The sequence below is a fragment of the Alistipes finegoldii DSM 17242 genome (assembly GCF_000265365.1).
Classification (GTDB): domain Bacteria; phylum Bacteroidota; class Bacteroidia; order Bacteroidales; family Rikenellaceae; genus Alistipes; species Alistipes finegoldii.
In genome coordinates this window covers 578920-597441 of record NC_018011.1, presented here as the reverse complement: position 1 = coordinate 597441, position 18522 = coordinate 578920, and the positions used below count along the sequence as shown (strand labels likewise).

Here is an 18522-nt window from a genome sequence, read left to right as displayed (position 1 = left end):
TTGGCTATTATGGAGCGGTTTTTCACGGCGTTCGACATTGCCGTACAGAATCGGCTGATAAAGAGTATCGCCGAATATTGCCGGGATAATTCGATAGCTCCGCCTCATTTCTATACGCAGCGTAAAGACCGCAATCGTGGCTATTTCGAGGTCGGATGGCTCGTTCCGCTGGTTCGGGATTGCGGCATATCCGCGACATGGCTCCTGACCGGACGGGGCATGATGTTCCAGCAATAGAAAAAGGCATCGAAACCGATGCCTTTCTTCGTTAGAATATGTCGGGTATCTTGGCGACCGCTGCCTGCTTGTTCTTGTCGAGCACCTTTGCGTAAATCTGCGTGGTCGATAGCTCCCGATGTCCGAGTAGCTTGCTGACCGTATAAATATCGGTTCCGAGGTCGAGCATCATCACCGCGAACGTGTGGCGGCCGCAATGGAAGGTTATATCCTTATGGATTCCGGCCCGCAATACCCACCTTTTGATCGTTTCGTTGGTGCAACTCGGAGAGTGGATGTTGGGGAAGATATGCTCGGCGTCCTTGCCGCGCTCGCCCATGAGTTCGGCGGCCTGCGGCGGGATGTCGAGATATTCCTGTCCGCTGGTCTTCTTCTGTTTGAAGATAATCCGAGTGAACTCTCCCTGCTGATGCACATCGCCCCATGTCAGACGGATCACGTCGGAGCGGCGCAGTCCCGTCAGGCAGGAGAACAGGAACGCCCGCTTGATGGCCGGATATTCGCATTCTGTTTGAGCGAGCCGCTGCACCTCTTCGATGGTCAGGTACATGCGTGTTCCCTCTTCGGCCTTGAAACCCTCGACGCCCCTCATGGGGTTGATAGGTATGATGCGATCCTCGTATGCTTGATTCAGGCAGGCCCGCAGTTTATTGAAGTAGCTGACCCGTGAATTGCGAGACAGCGGATGATCCTTGATGCGATCCCGCTCGTCGCAGCTCCACGCGCACGCATCTTTCTCTAAATAGTCCCGAAATCCCTGCACCCATTCCTGCGTGATCTGCGAGAACCTGATCCGCTCGTTCGGCTCGTATTTTTGGAGGTGTTTCAGGCATGATTTCCAATTCCCCCAATTTCCGGTACTCTCCGCTCCGAGCCGCCGGGCGCACATCGCACGGTAGTAGTCGAAGAAGAGGGTGTCGGAGGCGTATGCCGACTTGAAGCCATGCTCGCCGTTCTGCACCTCGACGATGCGCCGTGCCTTGATCGAGTTGGCGAGTTGGAGGGTTTGCCGGTTCGCCTCCCTGTCGGCTTTTGTCTTTTCGGGAATGAGGTACAGTTTCAGAAATTCGTATTCCCGCTTTCCGTTCAGGTAGATGTCGAGGTAGAGGCTGACGTTCCCGTTCGTCAGCTTCTTGCGCCTGATCCGGATCGGTTCTTTGATCTCCGCCATATCCTTTTGCGTTGAATGATTTTTGTTACTTCTGTTACTCATTTTGGCCGAGTAACAGAATAGCAACACAAAAGTAACAAATTATTTGCATCCGTACAGCAAAGAGATGAGAAAATTTTGTTTGGCAGATAAAACTGTAAATAGCTTTGTTATTGCTGTTTATATGCCGATGATGTGCTGGCGAAATGGCGTTTTGGTTAATTGGAAAAATGACGACCTATTTTCCGATGCAGAACTTCGAGAATATGGTTTTGAGGACCTCTTCCGGGACGATGTCCTGCCCGGTGACGCCGCTCAGATGGCGGATGACCTGACGGATCTCTTCGCTCAGCAGGTCGGTCGGAAGGTTGTCGCGCAGACCGTCGAGGGCGGCGCTCAGGGCTTCGGACGCCGACGTCAGGGCTTCGTAATGGCGGCTGTTGGAGATGACCGTGCCGCCGTGGTAGAGCGCTTCCGTATCGACCGCGTCGCGCAGGATCCGGCGCAGGTCGTCGATGCCGTCGCCGTTGCGTGCCGAGATGCCGACGGCGCCTTCGGGAAGTGCGAGACCGGGTGTTTTGTCGATTTTGTTGTATACCGTCAGCAGCGTTTGGTCGGGACGGAGCGGAAAGTCCGGGCTTTGGGTGTCGGCGGCCGAATCGGCGCTCGGAACCGCAGGGGCGGATTTCCGGCCCGTTTGTCCGGATGAAGGGCTTCCGCCGGATACGGGTACGGCGGGCTGCGATGCGTCGATCAGGCGGATGATGATCTGCGCCCGTTCGATGCTTGACATGGTGCGGGCGATTCCCATTTGTTCGAGGGTGTCGTTCGTGCTGCGGATGCCGGCCGTGTCGAGGAACCGGAAAACGATCCCGTCGATGTTGGCGCGCTCTTCGATGATGTCGCGCGTCGTGCCGGCGATGTCCGAGACCATGGCCCGTTCTTCGTTGAGCAGGCGGTTGAGCAAGGTGCTTTTTCCGACGTTTGGCGCTCCGACGATGGCTACGGCGACTCCCTCCTTGATGGCGTTGCCGAGCGAAAACGAGCTACGCAGGGCGTCGATCCGCTCCTTGATCTGCCGCATGGTGTCACGCAGCTGGGTGCGGTCGGCGAATTCGACCTCCTCTTCCGAGAAGTCGAGTTCGAGTTCCAGCAGCGAGGTGAGGTGCAGCAGTTTTTCGCGCAGGGTGTCGAACGCTGCGGAATAACCCCCGCGCATCTGGTTGGCGGCGAGCGCGTGCGACGCCCGCGAGGACGAGGCGATGATGTCGGCCACGGCTTCGGCCTGCGAGAGGTCGAGTTTGCCCGCAAGATAGGCCCGGATGGTGAATTCGCCCGGTTGGGCCATGCGTGCGCCGGCGGCGGTCAGCAGGCGCAGCGTTTCGGTGACGATGTACTGCGAACCGTGGCACGAGATTTCGGCGGCGTCTTCGCCCGTATAGGAACGGGGCGCCCGGAATACCGTGACCAGCACGTCGTCGAGCGTTCGCCCGTCGGCCATGATATGGCCGTAATGAACCGTATAGCCCCCGGCATCGGCCAGCGGCGCGCTTCCCCGGAAAATGCGGTCGCAGATCGTCAGCGCGTTGCCGCCGCTTACGCGGATGACGGCGAGCGCCCCTCCTGCGGCGGTGGCCGGAGCTGCAATGGTATCGTGGTCGCAGATCATCTTACCTTCCTTCGATGCGGAGCCGTTGTCCGATGCGGAGTTTGTGGGCGCTCTTGATGTTGTTCCAGCGCATGAGCTGCGCCGTGGTCACCCGGTAGCGGCGGGCGATGGCGCCCAGCGTGTCGCCCTTCTTGACGGTATAGACTGTTCCGGAACGTTCCTGACGCTTTTTGTCGAGGTTCGCCGGGTTGATGTATTCCTTGAGGTACAGCGAGTCTTTGGCCAGAATAGCAGGCTCGTTGGCGACGTACTGCGTCAGGCTGCGCTGCGGAAGCACCAGCGTATAGGGTTTGGTCGTGGCCGGGATGATGTCGAGTTTGTACTGCGGGTTGAGCTGGCGCAGGGTTTCGATCGGCACGTCGATTGTCGAGGCGATCTGCTGGAGGTGCATGATCCGGTCGATGCGGACGGTGTCGGTGGCCAGCGGAATCGGGGCTTCGGTGAGTTCGATGCCGTGCTGGCGGTGGTAGGCGTAGGCATACGACGCACCGATGAAGGCGGGGACGTAGCCGCGCGTTTCGCGGGGCAGGTAGTCGTAGATGTCCCAGAAGGTGCGGCTCTTCTCGCCTGCGCGGGCCAGCGCCTTATTGACGTTGCCCGGACCGCAGTTGTAGGCGGCGATGGCCAGCGACCAGTCTTTGTAGATGGCGTAAAGGTCTTTGAGGTAACGGCAGGCGGCCTGCGTCGAACGGACCGGGTCGCGGCGTTCGTCGACCAGCGAATTGACCTCAAGTCCGTAGCTTTTGCCCGTCGAGGGCATGAACTGCCACAGTCCTACGGCGCCCATGGGCGATACGGCCGTGACGGAGAGCGCCGATTCGATGATCGGCAGGGCCCGCAGCTCGATGGGAAGCCCCTCTTTGAGCAGCTCGTCCTCGATCAGCGGGAAATAGTACTGCGACATGCCCAGAATCCGGCTGATCGTGCCGTAGCGGGAGTCGGTGTAACGGTTGATGTAGCCCCGGACGATGCTGTTGTAGGGGAGCTGGATGGGCGATGCGAGGTCGCGCAGACGCCGGGTATAGACCGAGTCGGGAACAGCGCCGGTCTGTGTGCTGTCCACCAGAATATAGTTGTCGAAGAACTCCCTGAACGAGTCGCAGCACTGCCTTTCGCGCCATACGGCGACCAGCGAATCGGCCTGCGCGGCCGTCAGTCCCAGCGTCATGTCGTTATCCGGGAGCGGTGCGGGTGCCGGCGCGGCAGGTTCGGTTTTGCGCTCGGTGTGTGCGGGCTTTGCGGCCGGAGGAGCGGGGGCCGGTGCGGGTTCGGCGACGGCTTCGGTCCGGGCTTTTTTCTTCTCTTTCTTGCGGGGTTTGCGGTCGAGGCCCGATGCGGGCGCAGCGACGGCCATCAGCAGCACTATGGTCAGGAGGATTCTCATCGGTTAGAATTTGAAACTCAGGTTGAACCCGAATACCGCACGGTTGCCGCCGGCGGAGGGAACGTATGTATAATCGACCAGCGGTTCGAGATTCATCGACAGGTCGTCGGAGACGTCGTAGTCTTTCAGGTGGGCGTCCACATGGGCGTCCACGATCTGAAGGACGTACAGTCCGGCCGAGATGATGATGCAGAGGTCGCGGTTGCGGCGGTAGTTGTTGCGCAGGTTGCGGATGAAGTCCGCCGAGTAGCGGCCGTGGAATTCGTCGGTCGGGCCGTCGGGGTAGGCGTCCGGATTCTTTTCGTAGTCGCTCAGCAGCCGGTATGCCTTTTTGAAACGCTGGTAGCCGCGGTTGTTCCAGTCGATACAGTAGATCATCGCGGCGAAACCGCCCACGACGAAGGGGACTTTCCAATAGCTTTTGTTGTAAATCTGTCCCGCGCCGGGGAAGATGCAGGCCAGCGTGGTGGCTTTCTTGACGTCCGATACCTCGTTGGTCGAGTAGTTCACGGCGGCGTCGCCGATGAAGTAGATGTACGAGGCCACCGTAAGGCCCAGATAGACCTGCCGGCGGGTGTTGCTGCGGATCATCCTGCTTTGCAGCGCGTCCAGTTCGGGCGTGCGCGAGAGGTTTTTGTTCGTGTAGGCTTCGTATTCGCGCTTGAGGGGCTTGTAGGTCTTGTTTTCGTGGAGATAGAGGGCCAGACCCGCGCCCAAGGTGCCGTAGAGAACGGGCAGTTTCCAGTATTGTTTGTTGTAAATCTGTCCGTAACCGGGCAGTACGGTCGAGATCCAGCACACTTTCGAGAGCGACATCGAATCGCTCATCAGCCAGCCGCGTTTATGCTTGGTGGTGTCCGATTCGATCTTTATGCCGGCCATTTTGAGCCGGTAGAGCGAGTCGGCTTTGCTTATGTCGTCGGTGCGCAGCTCCGCGACGGCGGCCGAGTCGGCCGCGAAGAGTCCCGTCATCAGCGAATCCAGTTCGCGGACCAGCGAGAGGTCGGCCAGCGAGTCGGTTTTCGAGGCGAGCGAATCCCGCTGCACGAGCATGCCCCCGCGCACGATGGTGCGCGCCCCGCGGTGGAGCTGCGCTTGGGCGGGAAGCCACAACGTGAGTGCCGCGAGTATCGGCAGCAGGTGTCTGAACCGGATTCTTACCATATTTTATTTGAGGCGGCCGGAGAACCGTTCGATGAATTGTTCGATGTCCTTGTCGTCGTCGAAGCCGATGACGATCCGTCCGCCGCCGTTTTTCGAGCGTTTGATGCTGATTTCCTGCGAGAAGAACTTTTCGAGCTGTTCCACCAGCCGCGAATAGCTTTCGGGATACTCTTCGTCCTCCATGTTTTGTGCCGCTTCGGCGGGCTGCTCGGTGAGCGTGCGCACCAGCTCCTCGGCCTGACGGACCGAAAGGCTCTTCTTGAGGATCTTCTTCAGCGTGCGGAGCTGCAGCTCCTGCGGGGCGCCGGCGATGGCCTTGGCGTGTCCCATCGAAATCAGCCCCTCCTTGAGGGCCAGCTGCACCTCGTCGGGCAGTTTCAAGAGACGCATGTAGTTCGAGACGGTCGAACGTTTCTTGCCGACCTTTTCGGAGAGCGCGTCCTGCGTGAGGTTGCACTCCTCGATCAGACGCTGCATGCCCAGCGCGATTTCGATCGCGTTGAGGTCCTGCCGCTGGATATTCTCCACGAGGGCCATGGCGTGCAGGTTTTCGTCGTCCACCTCGCGGACATAGGCCGGAAGGCTCTTCAGGTCGGCGCGCTGCGCCGCCCGCCAGCGGCGTTCGCCGCTGATGATGATATATTTGCCGTCGCCCGATTTCTTGACCGTAATGGGCTGGATGATGCCCAGCTGGCGGATCGAGTCGGCCAGCTCGTCGAGGGCCTCTTCGTCGAATTGCGTACGCGGCTGCGTGGGGTTGGGAATGATTTCCGCAATGTCGATTTCGGTCATCTGGCTCATCGGCTTGAGCTTGGCGTCTACGGCGTCGGTGCCGAATATGGCGTCGAGTCCGCGCCCTAATCCCTTCGGTTGTTTCATAGCTGCGTTCTGTTATTTGCTTCGTTTACGGTTGCGTTTGAGGAACTCCCGCGCCAAGGTGAGGTAGTTCTCCGAACCCACGGCCCCGGCATCGTACAGCATGACGGGCTTTCCGTGCGAGGGGGCTTCTCCCAAACGGATATTGCGCTGAATTATTGTGTCGTAGGCCAGCTGACCGAAATGTTCGCGCACCTCGTTCACGACTTGGTTGTTGAGCCTGTTGCGCATATACATCGTCAGCAGGAAGCCCTCGATGTCCAGTGCGGGGTTCAGGCCGCTTTTGACCTTGCGGATGGTGTTGAGCAGTTTCGAAAGCCCTTCGAGGGCGAGGTACTCGCACTGCACGGGAATAAGCACCGTGTCGGCGGCCGTGAGGATATTGACGGTCGTATAGCCCAGCGAGGGGGAGCAGTCGATGAAGATGTAGTCGAAGCGGTCGCGGACGGAGTCTACGATGCGTTTCATCACGTGGTGCGCATCCTCCATTTTCGGCAGTTCGGTGTCGGCGGCCACCAGATCGATCGACGAGGGCAGCACCCATAGATTCTTCACGTCGGGGCTTTGGAGGAGCACCTCTTCGGGCTTTTTGAGTCCTGCGATACATTCGTAGACGCCCTCCAGATTGATGTCGAAGCCCAAGCCGGAGGTGGCGTTGGCCTGCGGATCGGCGTCGAGCAGCAGCACCTTCTTGCCCAGCAGGGCCAGCGAGGCCGCCAAGTTGATGGCCGTCGTGGTCTTGCCCACGCCGCCTTTCTGATTCGCTAATGCGATAACCTTTGCCATGTTTCGATCGGGTTTATAATCGGGCAAATTTAATGATTTTAAATGGAAATCCATAACCGTAACCGAAAATTGCTTATCTTTGAACTCGGAACGGATTGATAGTTACACGCTATATGACAGAAAAAAAAACAGAGGCTCCCGTGCAGGAGCCGGCGCCGGCTCCTGAGGCCGTCGGTAAAATCTGGAAACTGCAGGGGAAATTTCCCGCACTGGCCGATTATCTGGTCTTTTTCGGCATTTTCCTGCTGGCGCAGGTCGTGGGCGCCGTAACGGCGCTGCTGGTGGGTTGCAAGTGGCCCGATCAGGCGCTGCTGGCGAGCGCCGACGAAACGGTGAGCACCGCCGAACAGGTGCTCGTAGGGCATTTCAACGCCGTATCCTATTTTGTCGCCATGACCCTTACGCTCGTGGGATTTCTCTTTTACCGCAGCCGGCGCCGGGGTCCGAAAATCATCGCGCATTTCTCCTCCCGCGGACTGAATCCCGTCCTGCTGCTCTGGGGCGTGGTTTTCATGCTCGCCACGTCGGTGGTGCTCGAACCGCTGCTGAGCCTGCTGCCCGAAGTGCCCAACGCCTACGGACGCGGCGCGTGGGCGATCGTTACGGTCGTGGTGATGGCGCCGCTGTTCGAAGAGGTGATTTTCCGCGGCGTGCTGCTCGAATCGACGCGCGCAAAATACGGCGTGATGGCCGCATGGCTGGTTTCATCGGCCGTATTCGGCATCGTGCACGTGCATCCGACCGTCGCGGTGAACGCCTTCGCCATCGGTCTGGTGCTCGGATTCGTCTACATGCGGACCGACTCGCTCTGGTCTACGATCATACTCCATGCCGTCAATAACGGAATCGCCTATCTGGCGCTGGTCACCGGGCACGGCAACGCCATGCTGATCGACTTGGTCGGCAGCAGGACGCTCTATGTGCTGATTTATATCGGTGCGCTGGCTGTCTTCGCCGTTTCGGGTTACATGATGCTCCTCGCGCTGCGGCGCCTGAAAGCCGAGGATAAAAATCGGGCGGCGGCGTAATAATCTGGGCCGGGGCTGCGTTAGTTACGAGTAAAAACTGTATCTTTGTCCTCCGGATTATGAATTTGCGAGCGAAAATAGCAGTCGTGGCGGCTTCGGTTTTTCTGGCGGGCTGCCGGGAGATGCCGGGCTATTTCGCCAGCGATACCACGCTGGCGCGCGCCGGCGGCAAGCAGCTGCAGCTGCGCGATGTGGAGTCGGTGGTTCCCAAGGGAGTCACGGGCGAAGACAGCGCGGCGTTCATGAAGGTATACGTGGACCGGTGGGTGCGCAAGCAGCTCAAGCTCAAGGAGGCCGAGACGCTGTTTTCGGCTTCGGGCGACGATATCGACAAGATGGTCGAGGAGTACCGTCAGGCGCTGCTGATCCGCAAGCTGAACCAGCTGTATGTGGACCGGAGCATCGACACGACGTTCACCGACGACGAGATTACGGCCTATTACAATGCGCACAAGGCCGATTTCCGGTTGGACCGTACATTGGTCAAGGGGCGGATCGTGCAGTTCGGCGAAGGCTATCGTCAGGCCCGGAAGCTGAAGGAGCTGATGGGGGCCAAATCCGCCGCCCAGCAGCAGGATTTCCGGGATATCTGCGAGAAAAACGACTTCACGGTGACCGATTTCCGGGAACAGTGGGTCGATTTTCCGGAGTTTCTGAGTTTCCTGCCGACCCTCAGGTCGCAGAATTACGATTCGGTGCTGTCGTCGAACGCCGTGCAGGCGATGCGAGACAGCCATTCGTACTATTATTTCCAGATCGACGCCGTGCGGCGCGAGGGCGAGCCTATTCCCCTCGAACGCCTGCGGAGTACGATCCGCCGCATCCTCTTCAACCAGCGGCAGGGCGAGATCATCCGCAGCCACGAGGAGGAGCTGTACAACCGCGCCGTGGAGAACGGGGAGGCGAAGATTTTTGAAAATACAAACGATAAAGTATAACGCAATGTTGAAAAAAGGTATAATGGCGGCGGCTCTCGCCGTGCTCGCTGCGGGGGCCTTCGCCCAGAAACAGCAGGTGATGCTCGACAAGGTGGTCGCCGTCGTGGGTTCTTCCTCGATTCTCTATTCCGAGGTGGCGGATCACGCGCGCCAGCTCACGGCGCAGCGCCGCGCGGAGGGGTACACCTCCGACCGCGATCCGATGAACGAGGCGCTCGAAGCGCTGATGACCCAGAAACTGCTCTTCAATCAGGCGCAGATCGACTCGGTGAAGATCAATGCCGGCGACATCGCTTCGCACGTCGAGGAGCAGGTGCAGAACATGATCGAGGCCGAGGGATCGATTCCCCGGCTCGAAGCCAAGCACCACATGGCCATTTTCAACATCCGCGAGAACATGCGTCAGCGCTACGAGGAGCAGTCCTACGCCAGCTCCATGCAGAACGAGGTCGTGAGCAAGGTCGCGGTCATTCCGGGCGAGGTCGAGCGTTTCTACAAGTCGATCGACAAGGACAGCCTGCCGACCATCGCCGAGCAGTATGTCTATGCGCAGATCACCCGTTTCCCCAAGTCGATCACGCAGGCCAAGCAGCGTACGCGCGAGCGTCTGCTGGACATGCGCGAACGCGTCATCACGGGCAAGGCCAAGTTCGAGAATCTGGCCCGCATGTATTCGCAGGACCCCGGAACGATGATGCGCGGCGGCGAGATGGACCCTGCGCCGCTCGCCAGTCTCGACTCTTCGTTCGCCGCGGCGCTCGAAAACATGAAGCCCGGACAGATTTCGGAGGTCGTCGAATCGCAGTTCGGATTCCACATCATTCAGATGCTCGACAAGCGGGGGAGTCTCTACCATTTCCGCCATATCCTGCTGCGTCCGGTCTATACGATCGACGAGCTTACGGAGGGCACGCATTTTCTGGACAGCATCGCCAATCTGATCCGCAAGGATTCGATCACCTTCGAGAAGGCCGCGCTGCTCTATTCCGACGATGCGACGTCGAAGATGAACGGCGGTATCGTCTCGAACCACGACATTCTGGAGCGTTTCAGCGCTTTCGACGCCAAGCTGACCGTGACGAAGTTCCTGCGCGAGGATTTCGCCCACTTCAACGCGCTCAACGATTACAACGCGCTGGTGCGGCTGAAGCCCGGCGAGGTGTCGGAAGCTTTCCTGACCGAGGACATCATGGGCAACCAGCTGGCCAAGGTCGTCAAGCTGGTGGAGATCATTCCGACGCACGTGGCGTCGCTCAACGAGGACTACCTCCGGCTGGAGGAGATGGCGCTCAACGCCAAGCAGGAAAAGGTCTTCAAGGACTGGTTGTCGAAGAAGATCGACGCCATGTATGTCTATATCGATCCCGAATTCCGCGACGGAGCGTTCGAGAACAAACATTGGGTGAAGTAAAACCGTGCGCAGGCTCCTTTCCATAGCGGTCGTCGCATTGGCCGCCGGCAGTGTGATTTTCGCCCGCGGCGGGATGCAGGCGCCTGAGGCGGAGCAGCCGGCCGAGAAGAAACTCATCGACCTCAAGTCGGACAACATGGGTCCCGTGGCTCCGGGCGATTCGGTGATCTTTCTGGTGGGCAACTTCGCCGCGCAGCACAACGGCGCCGTCATTACGTGTGACAGCGCCGTCCGCTATTCGGACATGCGCATCGAATTCTTCGGCAATGTCCTGATCAACAAGAATACGACCTATATTTACGGCGACCGGGCCGAATACAACGGCGAGGTGAACGAAGCCCGCGTATTTTCGGATATCGTCAAGGTGGTCGACGAGGACGCCACGCTCTACACCTACGAGTTCCTTTTCAACACGAAGGAGAACGTCGGCGAATTCGGCGGGGGCGGCGTGCTTGTCAACCGTGACAGCCGGCTGGAGTCGGTGCGCGGTTACTACTACGCCAACAGCAAGGAGCTGGTCTGCGTCGACCGGGTCGAAATGCGCAACGACGAATACGAACTGAAGGGCGACTCGGTGGTCTACAACATGGCTACCGACAACGCCTTTTTCTTTAAACACACCAATATCTGGAACAAGGAGGGCGACTATCTGTATGCCGACCGCGGCGCTTACCGCAAAGCCGACTCGCTTTACAAGGTGACCAGCAACGGGTACGTGCTGACCGACAAGCAGGAGATGTGGAGCGACAGCATCGATTTCTACCGGGCCGAAGACCATATAATTTTATGGCGCGACATTCAGATCGACGATACCGAGCACAAGGTGCTCGCCTTCGGCGATTACGGCGAATACTGGAAGGAGCCTGGAAACGCATTTCTCACGCGCCGCCCGTCGATCGTGAGCTACGACCTCTCGCAGGGCGATTCGCTTTTCATGCGCGCCGATTCGATGTTCCTGTTTACGATCAACGAAAACGCCGAACGCCGGGCCGCGGAGGCTGCAGCTGCCGATTCGCTCGCCCGTTCGGCCGACTCGCTGGCGCTGCCGGGGGCCGATTCGCTGGCGCATGCTGCCGGAGGAGCCGACGTTCCGGCCGATTCGCTGGGGCGTCCCCGTTCCGGCCGCAGGCCGCAGGGCGTAGACGCCGCCGATTCGTTGGCAACCGCCGGTTCCGTACCAGATTCATTGGCGGCCGGCGGAGACGCGGATTCGCCGCATGTCGCGCCGTCGCCTCTCGACGCGCCGGACCGACCCGCTCCCGCCGATTCTCTGGGCGGCGCGGCGCCTGCCGATTCGCTGGCCAATGCTGCGGATACGCTGACCGTCGCCCAGCGCAAGGCGTTGCTGAAAGAGGCGGCGAAGAGAGCCAAGGCCGAGGAAAAGGCGGCCGCCGCCAAGGAGAAAAAGAAGAAGCTGGACGAGATAGCGGCCCGGCGCAAGGAGAAAATGACGGCCCGGCTGCTGGAGCAGAAGGAGCGCGAGGAAGCCCGGCTCACGGCGCGCCGCCTGAAGGCGGAATCGAAGCTCAAGGCCCGTCAGGCGCGTGCGACGCGCAAAGGACGGATGATTCAGATCGATTCGACGGCCCTGCGCGAACTTGATTCGCTGATCGTGCTCAACATGGCCGAGCAGGATTCGCTGCTGAACCTGCTGGTCGATTCGCTGCTGACCGACACGGCGGCGATGGCGGTTCCGGCCGATTCGATCGACTCGCTGGCTGCGCCCCGCGACAGCATATACCGTCTGCTGAAAGGGTTCCGGAACGTGAAGATCTACCGCTCGGATTTCCAGACCGTGTGCGATTCGATGACGGCGATCAGTACCGATTCGACGATCCACCTCTACATCGATCCCGTGTTGTGGAACGAGAACAACCAGATCACCTCCGACGTGATGGACATTTTCACCGAGAACCAGCAGCTCACGCGGGCCGAGTTCATCGGCAGTCCGATGATGGTCAGCCAGCTCGATACGACGCACTACAATCAGGTGGCGGGCAAGACCATGACGGCTTACTTCTTCAACAACCAGATTTACCGCAACGATGTGAACGGCAATGCCCAGACCATCTATTACATGCAGGACGGCGAACCCGTCGAGATCACGATGATGGGCGTCATCGAAAGCGGCGAAATATCGTTCTTTATCGAAGACAAGCAGGTGGTGCAGATCACCTACCGCGGCGATCCGGTCTATAATTTCTACCCGATGGACAAGATTCCGCCGACGCAGGATATCCGTCTCAAGGGATTCAAGTGGGAGGGGGCGCGGCGGCCTTCGCAGGCCGAGGTCTTCGACCGCCGGATACGTCCTTCGGAGCGCGAGCGGCGTTCGGAGATGAAACATCCCGATTTCCCCATCATGCAGCGCATCGACGAGCACAGGAAGCGTCTGATCGAACAGCGCCGCTGGACCGACCGCAACGATCAGGTCGATGCCGCGACAGTCGAGTGGATGCACTCCCTCGGCTACGAAGTGGGCCAGCCGCGCAAGACGGAGGCGCCCGCGGAATAGCGGCGCGGAGCCGGTTCGGTTCTGCCGGATCGTTCGGTTGGTTGCGGTTCTGCCCGATTGTTTGGCCCGATCGTTCAGCCGGGGCGTTTGACCGGCCCGCTTGACCCGATTGTTTGGCCGGGCCGACCGGGATGACCATAAAAACAACAGAATGCAAAGGTGAAAGGCGAATAACTTTTCACCTTTTGTGTTATTTTTGCAGCCGGTTACGGTTAATGTAGTTCCTCTATGAAAAAGAGTCTGATAGCCTTGGCGTTCGGAACGCTTGCGCTCGGAATGTCGGAGTTCGTGATGATGGGCATTCTGCCCGATATCGCCCGCAGTCTCGGCGTCTCGATTCCGGAGGCGGGGCACCTCATTTCCGCCTATGCGCTGGGCGTCTGCTTCGGCGCGCCGCTTATGGTGCTCGTCGCCCGGAAACGTCCGCTGAAACAGATACTGCTGGCGCTTACGGCGATGATCGCGGCGGGTAATCTCTGCGCTTCGCTGGCTCCCGATTACTGGTCGCTGCTGGGCTTGCGTTTCGTTTCGGGACTTCCCCACGGCGCATTCTTCGGTGTGGGGTCGATCGTCGCCGAGCGGGTCGCCGACGCCGGGAAGCGTACGGAAGCCGTGTCGATCATGATCGTCGGCATGACCGTCGCCAATCTGTTCGGCGTGCCGCTGGGAACCTATATCAGCAACGTCCTGACGTGGCGCGCCACGTTCGGAATCGTGGCCGTGTGGGGCGTCGTGGCGCTGCTGCTGGTGCGGTTGTGGGTGCCGCGCATGGAACCGCTGCCCGATACGGGGCTGAAAGGCCAGTTCCGTTTTCTGCGCAGTCTCGCGCCGTGGCTCGTGCTGTTGTCGGTGATGCTGGGCAACGGCGGCATTTTCTGCTGGTACAGTTACGTCAGCCCGCTGATGATTCACGCTTCGGGATTCACGGCGGACGACCTGACGCTGATCATCATGCTCGCCGGGTTCGGCATGTTCGCGGGCAATATCATCGGAGGCCATTTTTCCGATCGTTTTACGCCTGAGAAGGTCGTGCGTTTCACGCTGGCCACGGCCGCGGCGACGCTCCTCGCGATTTACTTCGGGGCGCACGTCCGTTACCTCTCCGTCGCCCTGATGGTGCTCTGCACGGGATGTCTGTTCTGTGTTTCGTCGCCCCAGCAGCTGCTTATTCTGGAGAATTCGCGCGGCGGCGAGATGCTGGGGGCGGCTTTGGTGCAGGTGGCATTCAATCTGGGCAATGCGCTGGGCGCCTACTGCGGCGGCCTGCCGATCGACCACGGGCTGGGGTATCGTTATACGGCTCTCGCGGGCATGGGATTCGTCCTGCTCGGTTTGCTGACCGTCGTGATTTATATACGTAAATATCCCCGCCATGAGATGCGATAACGGTTCGGAACTTTTTCCGGTGGTCGATCCCTCCGGCGTTGTCGTGGGATCGGCTACGCGCGGCGAATGCCACGGCGGGTCGATGCTGCTGCATCCGGTGGTGCACCTGCATCTGTTCAATTCCCGCGGCGAGCTTTACCTGCAAAAGCGGCCGGAGTGGAAAGACATTCAGCCCGGACGCTGGGATACGGCCGTGGGCGGCCATGTCGATTACGGCGAGACGGTGGATGAAGCTCTGCGGCGCGAGGTGCGCGAGGAGCTGGGGGTGACCGAGTTTACGCCCGAACGGGTAGCGGTCTACGTATTCCGCTCGGAGCGGGAGCGCGAACTGGTCTATGTCCATCGTGCGGTGTACGACGGGCCGGTGGCGCCGAGCGACGAACTGGACGGCGGGCGGTTCTGGAGCCGGGCCGAGGTGCTGGATAACCTCGGCAAAGGGGTGTTCACTCCGAATTTCGAAGGTGAAGTGAAACTGATTTTTGAATAACCGCTTTATTTCGTATCTTTGTAAACGGGGAAGCGGCTGTAAGGCAGCGGCTTAATGTGGCGGGGCCGGTTCGTGCCGCGTTTTGCCCCGATTGTACCGCATTCGTGTTGCATCCGCGCCGTGTCCGCGCCGCCGGGGCGGGCCGATGCCGGCGGAACGTATGCCGGATAGGTGCGGCACCGCCGTATCGCACATCTTTTTTTGTAAAACGACGACCTCGGAATCATTTTTCACGAACGGGTCTGATAATTGATAGGAATGCCGTATGCAGACACTCCTGAAACATTGGGCCGACGCCCTGCTCGAATGGCTGGGACTCGCGTCCGCGCAGGACAGCGGCTGGGACCGCTGGGTGGCCTTTACGCTGGTACTGCTGGCGGTGGCGCTCTTCGACTTCGTGTGCCGCACGATCCTCGTGCGCGGCATGCGGCGCATCGTCAAGCGCACCAAAGCCACGTGGGACGACGATCTGTTCAACCCCGATGTGCTGAGCCGTTTGTGCAACGTCGTCAGCGCCGTCGTGCTGGGGATCGTTCTGCCGGTGGTTTTCGAAGAGCAGTCCGAAGCCCGGACGATAGTGACGCGGCTGGTCGAGGTCTATATCGTTGTGGCGGTATTCCGCTTTATCAATGCCGTGCTCTTTGCGGTTTTCCAAATCGCTTCGGCGCGTCCCGCATGGCAGAACAAGCCGATCAAGGGGCTCAGGCAGACCGGGCAGGGCATTGCGGCGCTGATCTGCGGCATACTGATCGTTTCGATCCTGATCGATAAGTCGCCCGCCAGTCTGTTGGCCGGTCTGGGAGCGTCGGCGGCGATCATCATGCTGATTTTCCGCGACAGCATTCTGGGATTCGTCTCCGGCATCCAGCTTTCGGCCAACGACATGCTCAAGGTGGGGGACTGGATTTCGGTTCCCAAATACGGGGCCGACGGCTCGGTGATCGAGGTGTCGCTCACGACGGTGAAAGTCCGCAATTTCGACAATACGATCGTTACGCTGCCGCCCTACCTGCTGGTGAGCGATTCGTTCCAGAACTGGCGCGGCATGCAGGCGTCGGGAGGCCGCCGCGTGAAGCGCTCGGTGAGTATCGACATGACCAGCGTGCGGTTCTGTACGCCTGAGATGCTGAATAAATACCGCAGTATCGACCTGATCCGCGAATATATCGACGATACCGAACGCCGCGTCGAGGAGTACAATGCCACGCACGGCATCAAACCCGGCGAACGCAGGATCAACGGCCTGCATCAGACCAATCTCGGCGTCTTCCGGGCCTATCTCGAACGTTATCTGCGCAACGAAGTGCCCGTGAACGCAGGGATGACGCTGATGGTGCGTCAGCTGCAGCCTACCGAGACGGGACTTCCGATGGAACTCTACTTCTTTACCGATACGGTGATATGGGTGGATTACGAGCGGATACAGTCCGATGTTTTCGACCACGTGCTGGCCGTGATTCCCGAATTCGACCTGCGGGTATTCCAGAATCCGTCGGGCAGCGACATTGCGGCCCTGCGTTATCTGAAGCCGGAGCCGGGAATGGGGCGGAAAATGGAGCAGAGAAGGGGGCAAGGCCGGGCGCCGGAACCGAAGCTGGAACCGAAGCCGAAGCAAAAACCGGAACCGATGCCTACGCAGGAACCGATGCCGAAGCAAGAGCCGGAGTCGGGGCGGAAGCCGGAGCCGACGCCGTAGCCGAACCCGGAGCAGGCCGCAGGGCCGCAATCTACAGGAAAATCATCAGCATCACCTGAATGATGACCACTCGCAAAAACATGCAGAGGGGATAGACCGTGGCGTAGGAGACCGACGGATTGTCGCCTTCGATCGTGTCGTTGGCGTAAGTCAGCGCCATCGGGTTGGCCATGCTGCCGCACAGCATGCCCGATACCGAACCGAAATCGATGCGTAGGACGCGCAGCGCGAAGACGCCCAGCAATACGACGGGAACGAACGTCAGCAGGAATCCCAGCAGGAGCCACAACGCCCCTTCGGGGCGCATGACCGTTTCGAAGAAGTGCGCGCCGGCTTCCAGCCCCAGACAGGCGAGATACATCGACAGCCCCAATGCGCGCAGCATCAGGTTGGCGCTGTAGGTGGTGTAGGTAATCATATGCAGACGCGGACCGAACGTGCCGATCAGGATGCCGATGACGATCGGGCCGCCCGCCAGACCCAGCTTTACGGGCAGGCTGATGCCCGGAATGCTGACGGGGATGCTCCCCAGCACCAGTCCCAGAATCAGTCCGACGAAGACCGCCACGAGGTTGGGTTCGTCGAGGTTCTTGACGGCGTTGCCGAGAATCTTCTCGACGTTCTGGATCGCCGCGGCTTCGCCGACGACCGTCAGGCGGTCGCCCATCTGGAGCCGCAGATCGGGCGTTGCGAGCAGCTGCACGCCCGAACGGTAGACGCGGCTGATGTTGATGCCGTAGTTGTTGCGCAGGCGCAGTGAGGAGAGTTTCCTGCCGTTGATTTCGGGCCGCGTGACCAGAATGCGCTGGGAGATCAGCTGGCTGTCCACGGCGTTCCAGTCTATGTTTTCCGCGTTCCAGTCCTTCAGTTCCTGCTCGCCGAAGATCAGCCGCAGGCCGTCGGCTTCCGACGGGGCGGTGATGACGAGGATGATGTCGTCCTTCTGCAGCGTCTTGTCCGAGGTGGGGATCGACACCCGCCCGTTGCGCCAGATGCGCGAAATGACGAAGTGGTGGTGGCTTTGCGAGGCGATCTCGTGGACGCTCTTGCCGAAGACGGCGGGGTTGGTCAGGTGGTAGCTGGCGATGAAGACGTTCTTGCGGTGCTCGGCGTCCGGTTCGGGCATGTCCGAAGGCCGGACGAAGACCTTGCGGATGAAGACGATGGCCAGAATGACTCCTACGACGCCCAGCGGATAGGTCACGGCGCAGCTCAGGGCGGCGCCGTTGGGGTCGATGCCCATTTGCTGCAGCGTCTGCTGCGCGGCGCCGAGCGCCGGGGTGTTGGTCGTGGCTCCGCAGAGGATGCCGGCCGCGTCGGGCATGGAGACGTTCAGCGTGAAGCTCATGCCTATGGCGAGCGCGGTGCCGATCAGCACTACGGCGACCGCCGGCGACAACAGGCGCAGTCCGTCGGCGCGCAGCGAGTTGAAGAAACCGGGGCCGACCTGCAGACCGAGGGCGTAGACGAAGACGACGAGTCCGAAACTTTCGGCATAGGTCAGCATCTGCGGGTCGATCGTGAGTCCGAAATGCCCGGCCAGAATGCCGGCGAAGAAGATGAACGCCACGCCCAGCGATATGCCGAAAAAGCGGATTTTACCGAGTCCGATGCCGATCGTCGAGATGAGCGAGATCACCACGACGGCCTGCAGCGCCGAATGTTCGACGAATAAACTTTTTAGCCACTCCATCTTTACCGTTTGTAATTCAGTTGCAAAAGTAGGGCAAATTTTTCAGATAGCCATTTCTTTGCCGAACGTTTTGTTGGCTGAAAGAGACTGTATGCAACATTT

Annotated in this window: 15 protein-coding genes; 8 read left to right on the top strand and 7 right to left on the bottom strand. The window is 59.9% G+C overall.

Annotated elements, in window-relative coordinates; genetic code table 11:
* Positions 1-9: 9 nt before the first annotated feature.
* Complete coding sequence (locus ALFI_RS02580; RefSeq protein ID WP_244264998.1) at positions 10-237, top strand: hypothetical protein; 228 nt, start codon at positions 10-12, stop codon at positions 235-237.
* Positions 238-268: 31 nt separating this feature from the next.
* Here the strand turns inward: ALFI_RS02580 and ALFI_RS02575 are convergent, their stop codons facing one another.
* The 6 genes from ALFI_RS02575 to ALFI_RS02550 form a co-directional block, all read right to left on the bottom strand.
* Positions 269-1408: a site-specific integrase gene (locus ALFI_RS02575; RefSeq protein ID WP_004328754.1), complete on the bottom strand. Its 1140-nt coding sequence runs from the start codon at positions 1406-1408 to the stop codon at positions 269-271.
* A 217-nt stretch (positions 1409-1625) separates the two neighbouring features.
* Positions 1626-3056, bottom strand: coding sequence for a tRNA uridine-5-carboxymethylaminomethyl(34) synthesis GTPase MnmE (mnmE, locus tag ALFI_RS02570; protein WP_009597764.1), 1431 nt, complete (start codon positions 3054-3056; stop codon positions 1626-1628).
* Between the two features lies 1 nt (position 3057).
* Positions 3058-4440 carry a lytic transglycosylase domain-containing protein gene (locus ALFI_RS02565; protein WP_009597751.1) on the bottom strand — a complete coding sequence of 461 codons (1383 nt, stop codon included), beginning with the start codon at positions 4438-4440 and terminating at the stop codon, positions 3058-3060.
* Between the two features lie 3 nt (positions 4441-4443).
* Positions 4444-5604: a DUF5683 domain-containing protein gene (locus ALFI_RS02560; RefSeq protein ID WP_009597816.1), complete on the bottom strand. Its 1161-nt coding sequence runs from the start codon at positions 5602-5604 to the stop codon at positions 4444-4446.
* A gap of 3 nt (positions 5605-5607) precedes the next feature.
* Positions 5608-6483: a ParB/RepB/Spo0J family partition protein gene (locus ALFI_RS02555; protein ID WP_009597738.1), complete on the bottom strand. Its 876-nt coding sequence runs from the start codon at positions 6481-6483 to the stop codon at positions 5608-5610.
* 12 nt (positions 6484-6495) lie between these two features.
* Positions 6496-7266 carry a ParA family protein gene (locus ALFI_RS02550; RefSeq protein ID WP_014774660.1) on the bottom strand — a complete coding sequence of 257 codons (771 nt, stop codon included), beginning with the start codon at positions 7264-7266 and terminating at the stop codon, positions 6496-6498.
* 113 nt (positions 7267-7379) lie between these two features.
* Between ALFI_RS02550 and ALFI_RS02545 the strand changes: the two genes are divergently transcribed.
* From ALFI_RS02545 to ALFI_RS02510, 7 genes are all read left to right on the top strand, one after another.
* Entirely contained in the window at positions 7380-8294 is a 915-nt protein-coding gene (locus tag ALFI_RS02545) for a CPBP family intramembrane glutamic endopeptidase (RefSeq protein WP_081488068.1), read from the top strand.
* Positions 8295-8353: 59 nt separating this feature from the next.
* On the top strand, positions 8354-9232 hold the full coding sequence (locus tag ALFI_RS02540) for a hypothetical protein (protein WP_014774658.1): 879 nt from the start codon (positions 8354-8356) through the stop codon (positions 9230-9232).
* A gap of 4 nt (positions 9233-9236) precedes the next feature.
* A complete protein-coding gene (locus ALFI_RS02535) occupies positions 9237-10643 on the top strand; it encodes a peptidylprolyl isomerase (RefSeq protein WP_009597835.1) in 1407 nt (468 codons plus the stop codon).
* A 4-nt stretch (positions 10644-10647) separates the two neighbouring features.
* On the top strand, positions 10648-13158 hold the full coding sequence (locus tag ALFI_RS02530; RefSeq protein WP_014774656.1) for an OstA-like protein: 2511 nt from the start codon (positions 10648-10650) through the stop codon (positions 13156-13158).
* 228 nt (positions 13159-13386) lie between these two features.
* On the top strand, positions 13387-14544 hold the full coding sequence (gene araJ / locus ALFI_RS02525; RefSeq protein WP_009597892.1) for an MFS transporter AraJ: 1158 nt from the start codon (positions 13387-13389) through the stop codon (positions 14542-14544).
* Positions 14531-15031 carry an NUDIX hydrolase gene (locus ALFI_RS02520; RefSeq protein ID WP_014774655.1) on the top strand — a complete coding sequence of 167 codons (501 nt, stop codon included), beginning with the start codon at positions 14531-14533 and terminating at the stop codon, positions 15029-15031. Before araJ ends, ALFI_RS02520 begins: the two co-directional genes overlap by 14 nt.
* 265 nt (positions 15032-15296) lie before the next feature.
* Complete coding sequence (locus ALFI_RS02510; protein ID WP_014774654.1) at positions 15297-16727, top strand: mechanosensitive ion channel domain-containing protein; 1431 nt, start codon at positions 15297-15299, stop codon at positions 16725-16727.
* Between the two features lie 31 nt (positions 16728-16758).
* Here the strand turns inward: ALFI_RS02510 and ALFI_RS02505 are convergent, their stop codons facing one another.
* Positions 16759-18420, bottom strand: a complete 1662-nt coding sequence (locus ALFI_RS02505; protein ID WP_014774653.1) for a putative transporter — start codon at positions 18418-18420, stop codon at positions 16759-16761.
* Between the last annotated feature and the right edge of the window lie 102 nt (positions 18421-18522).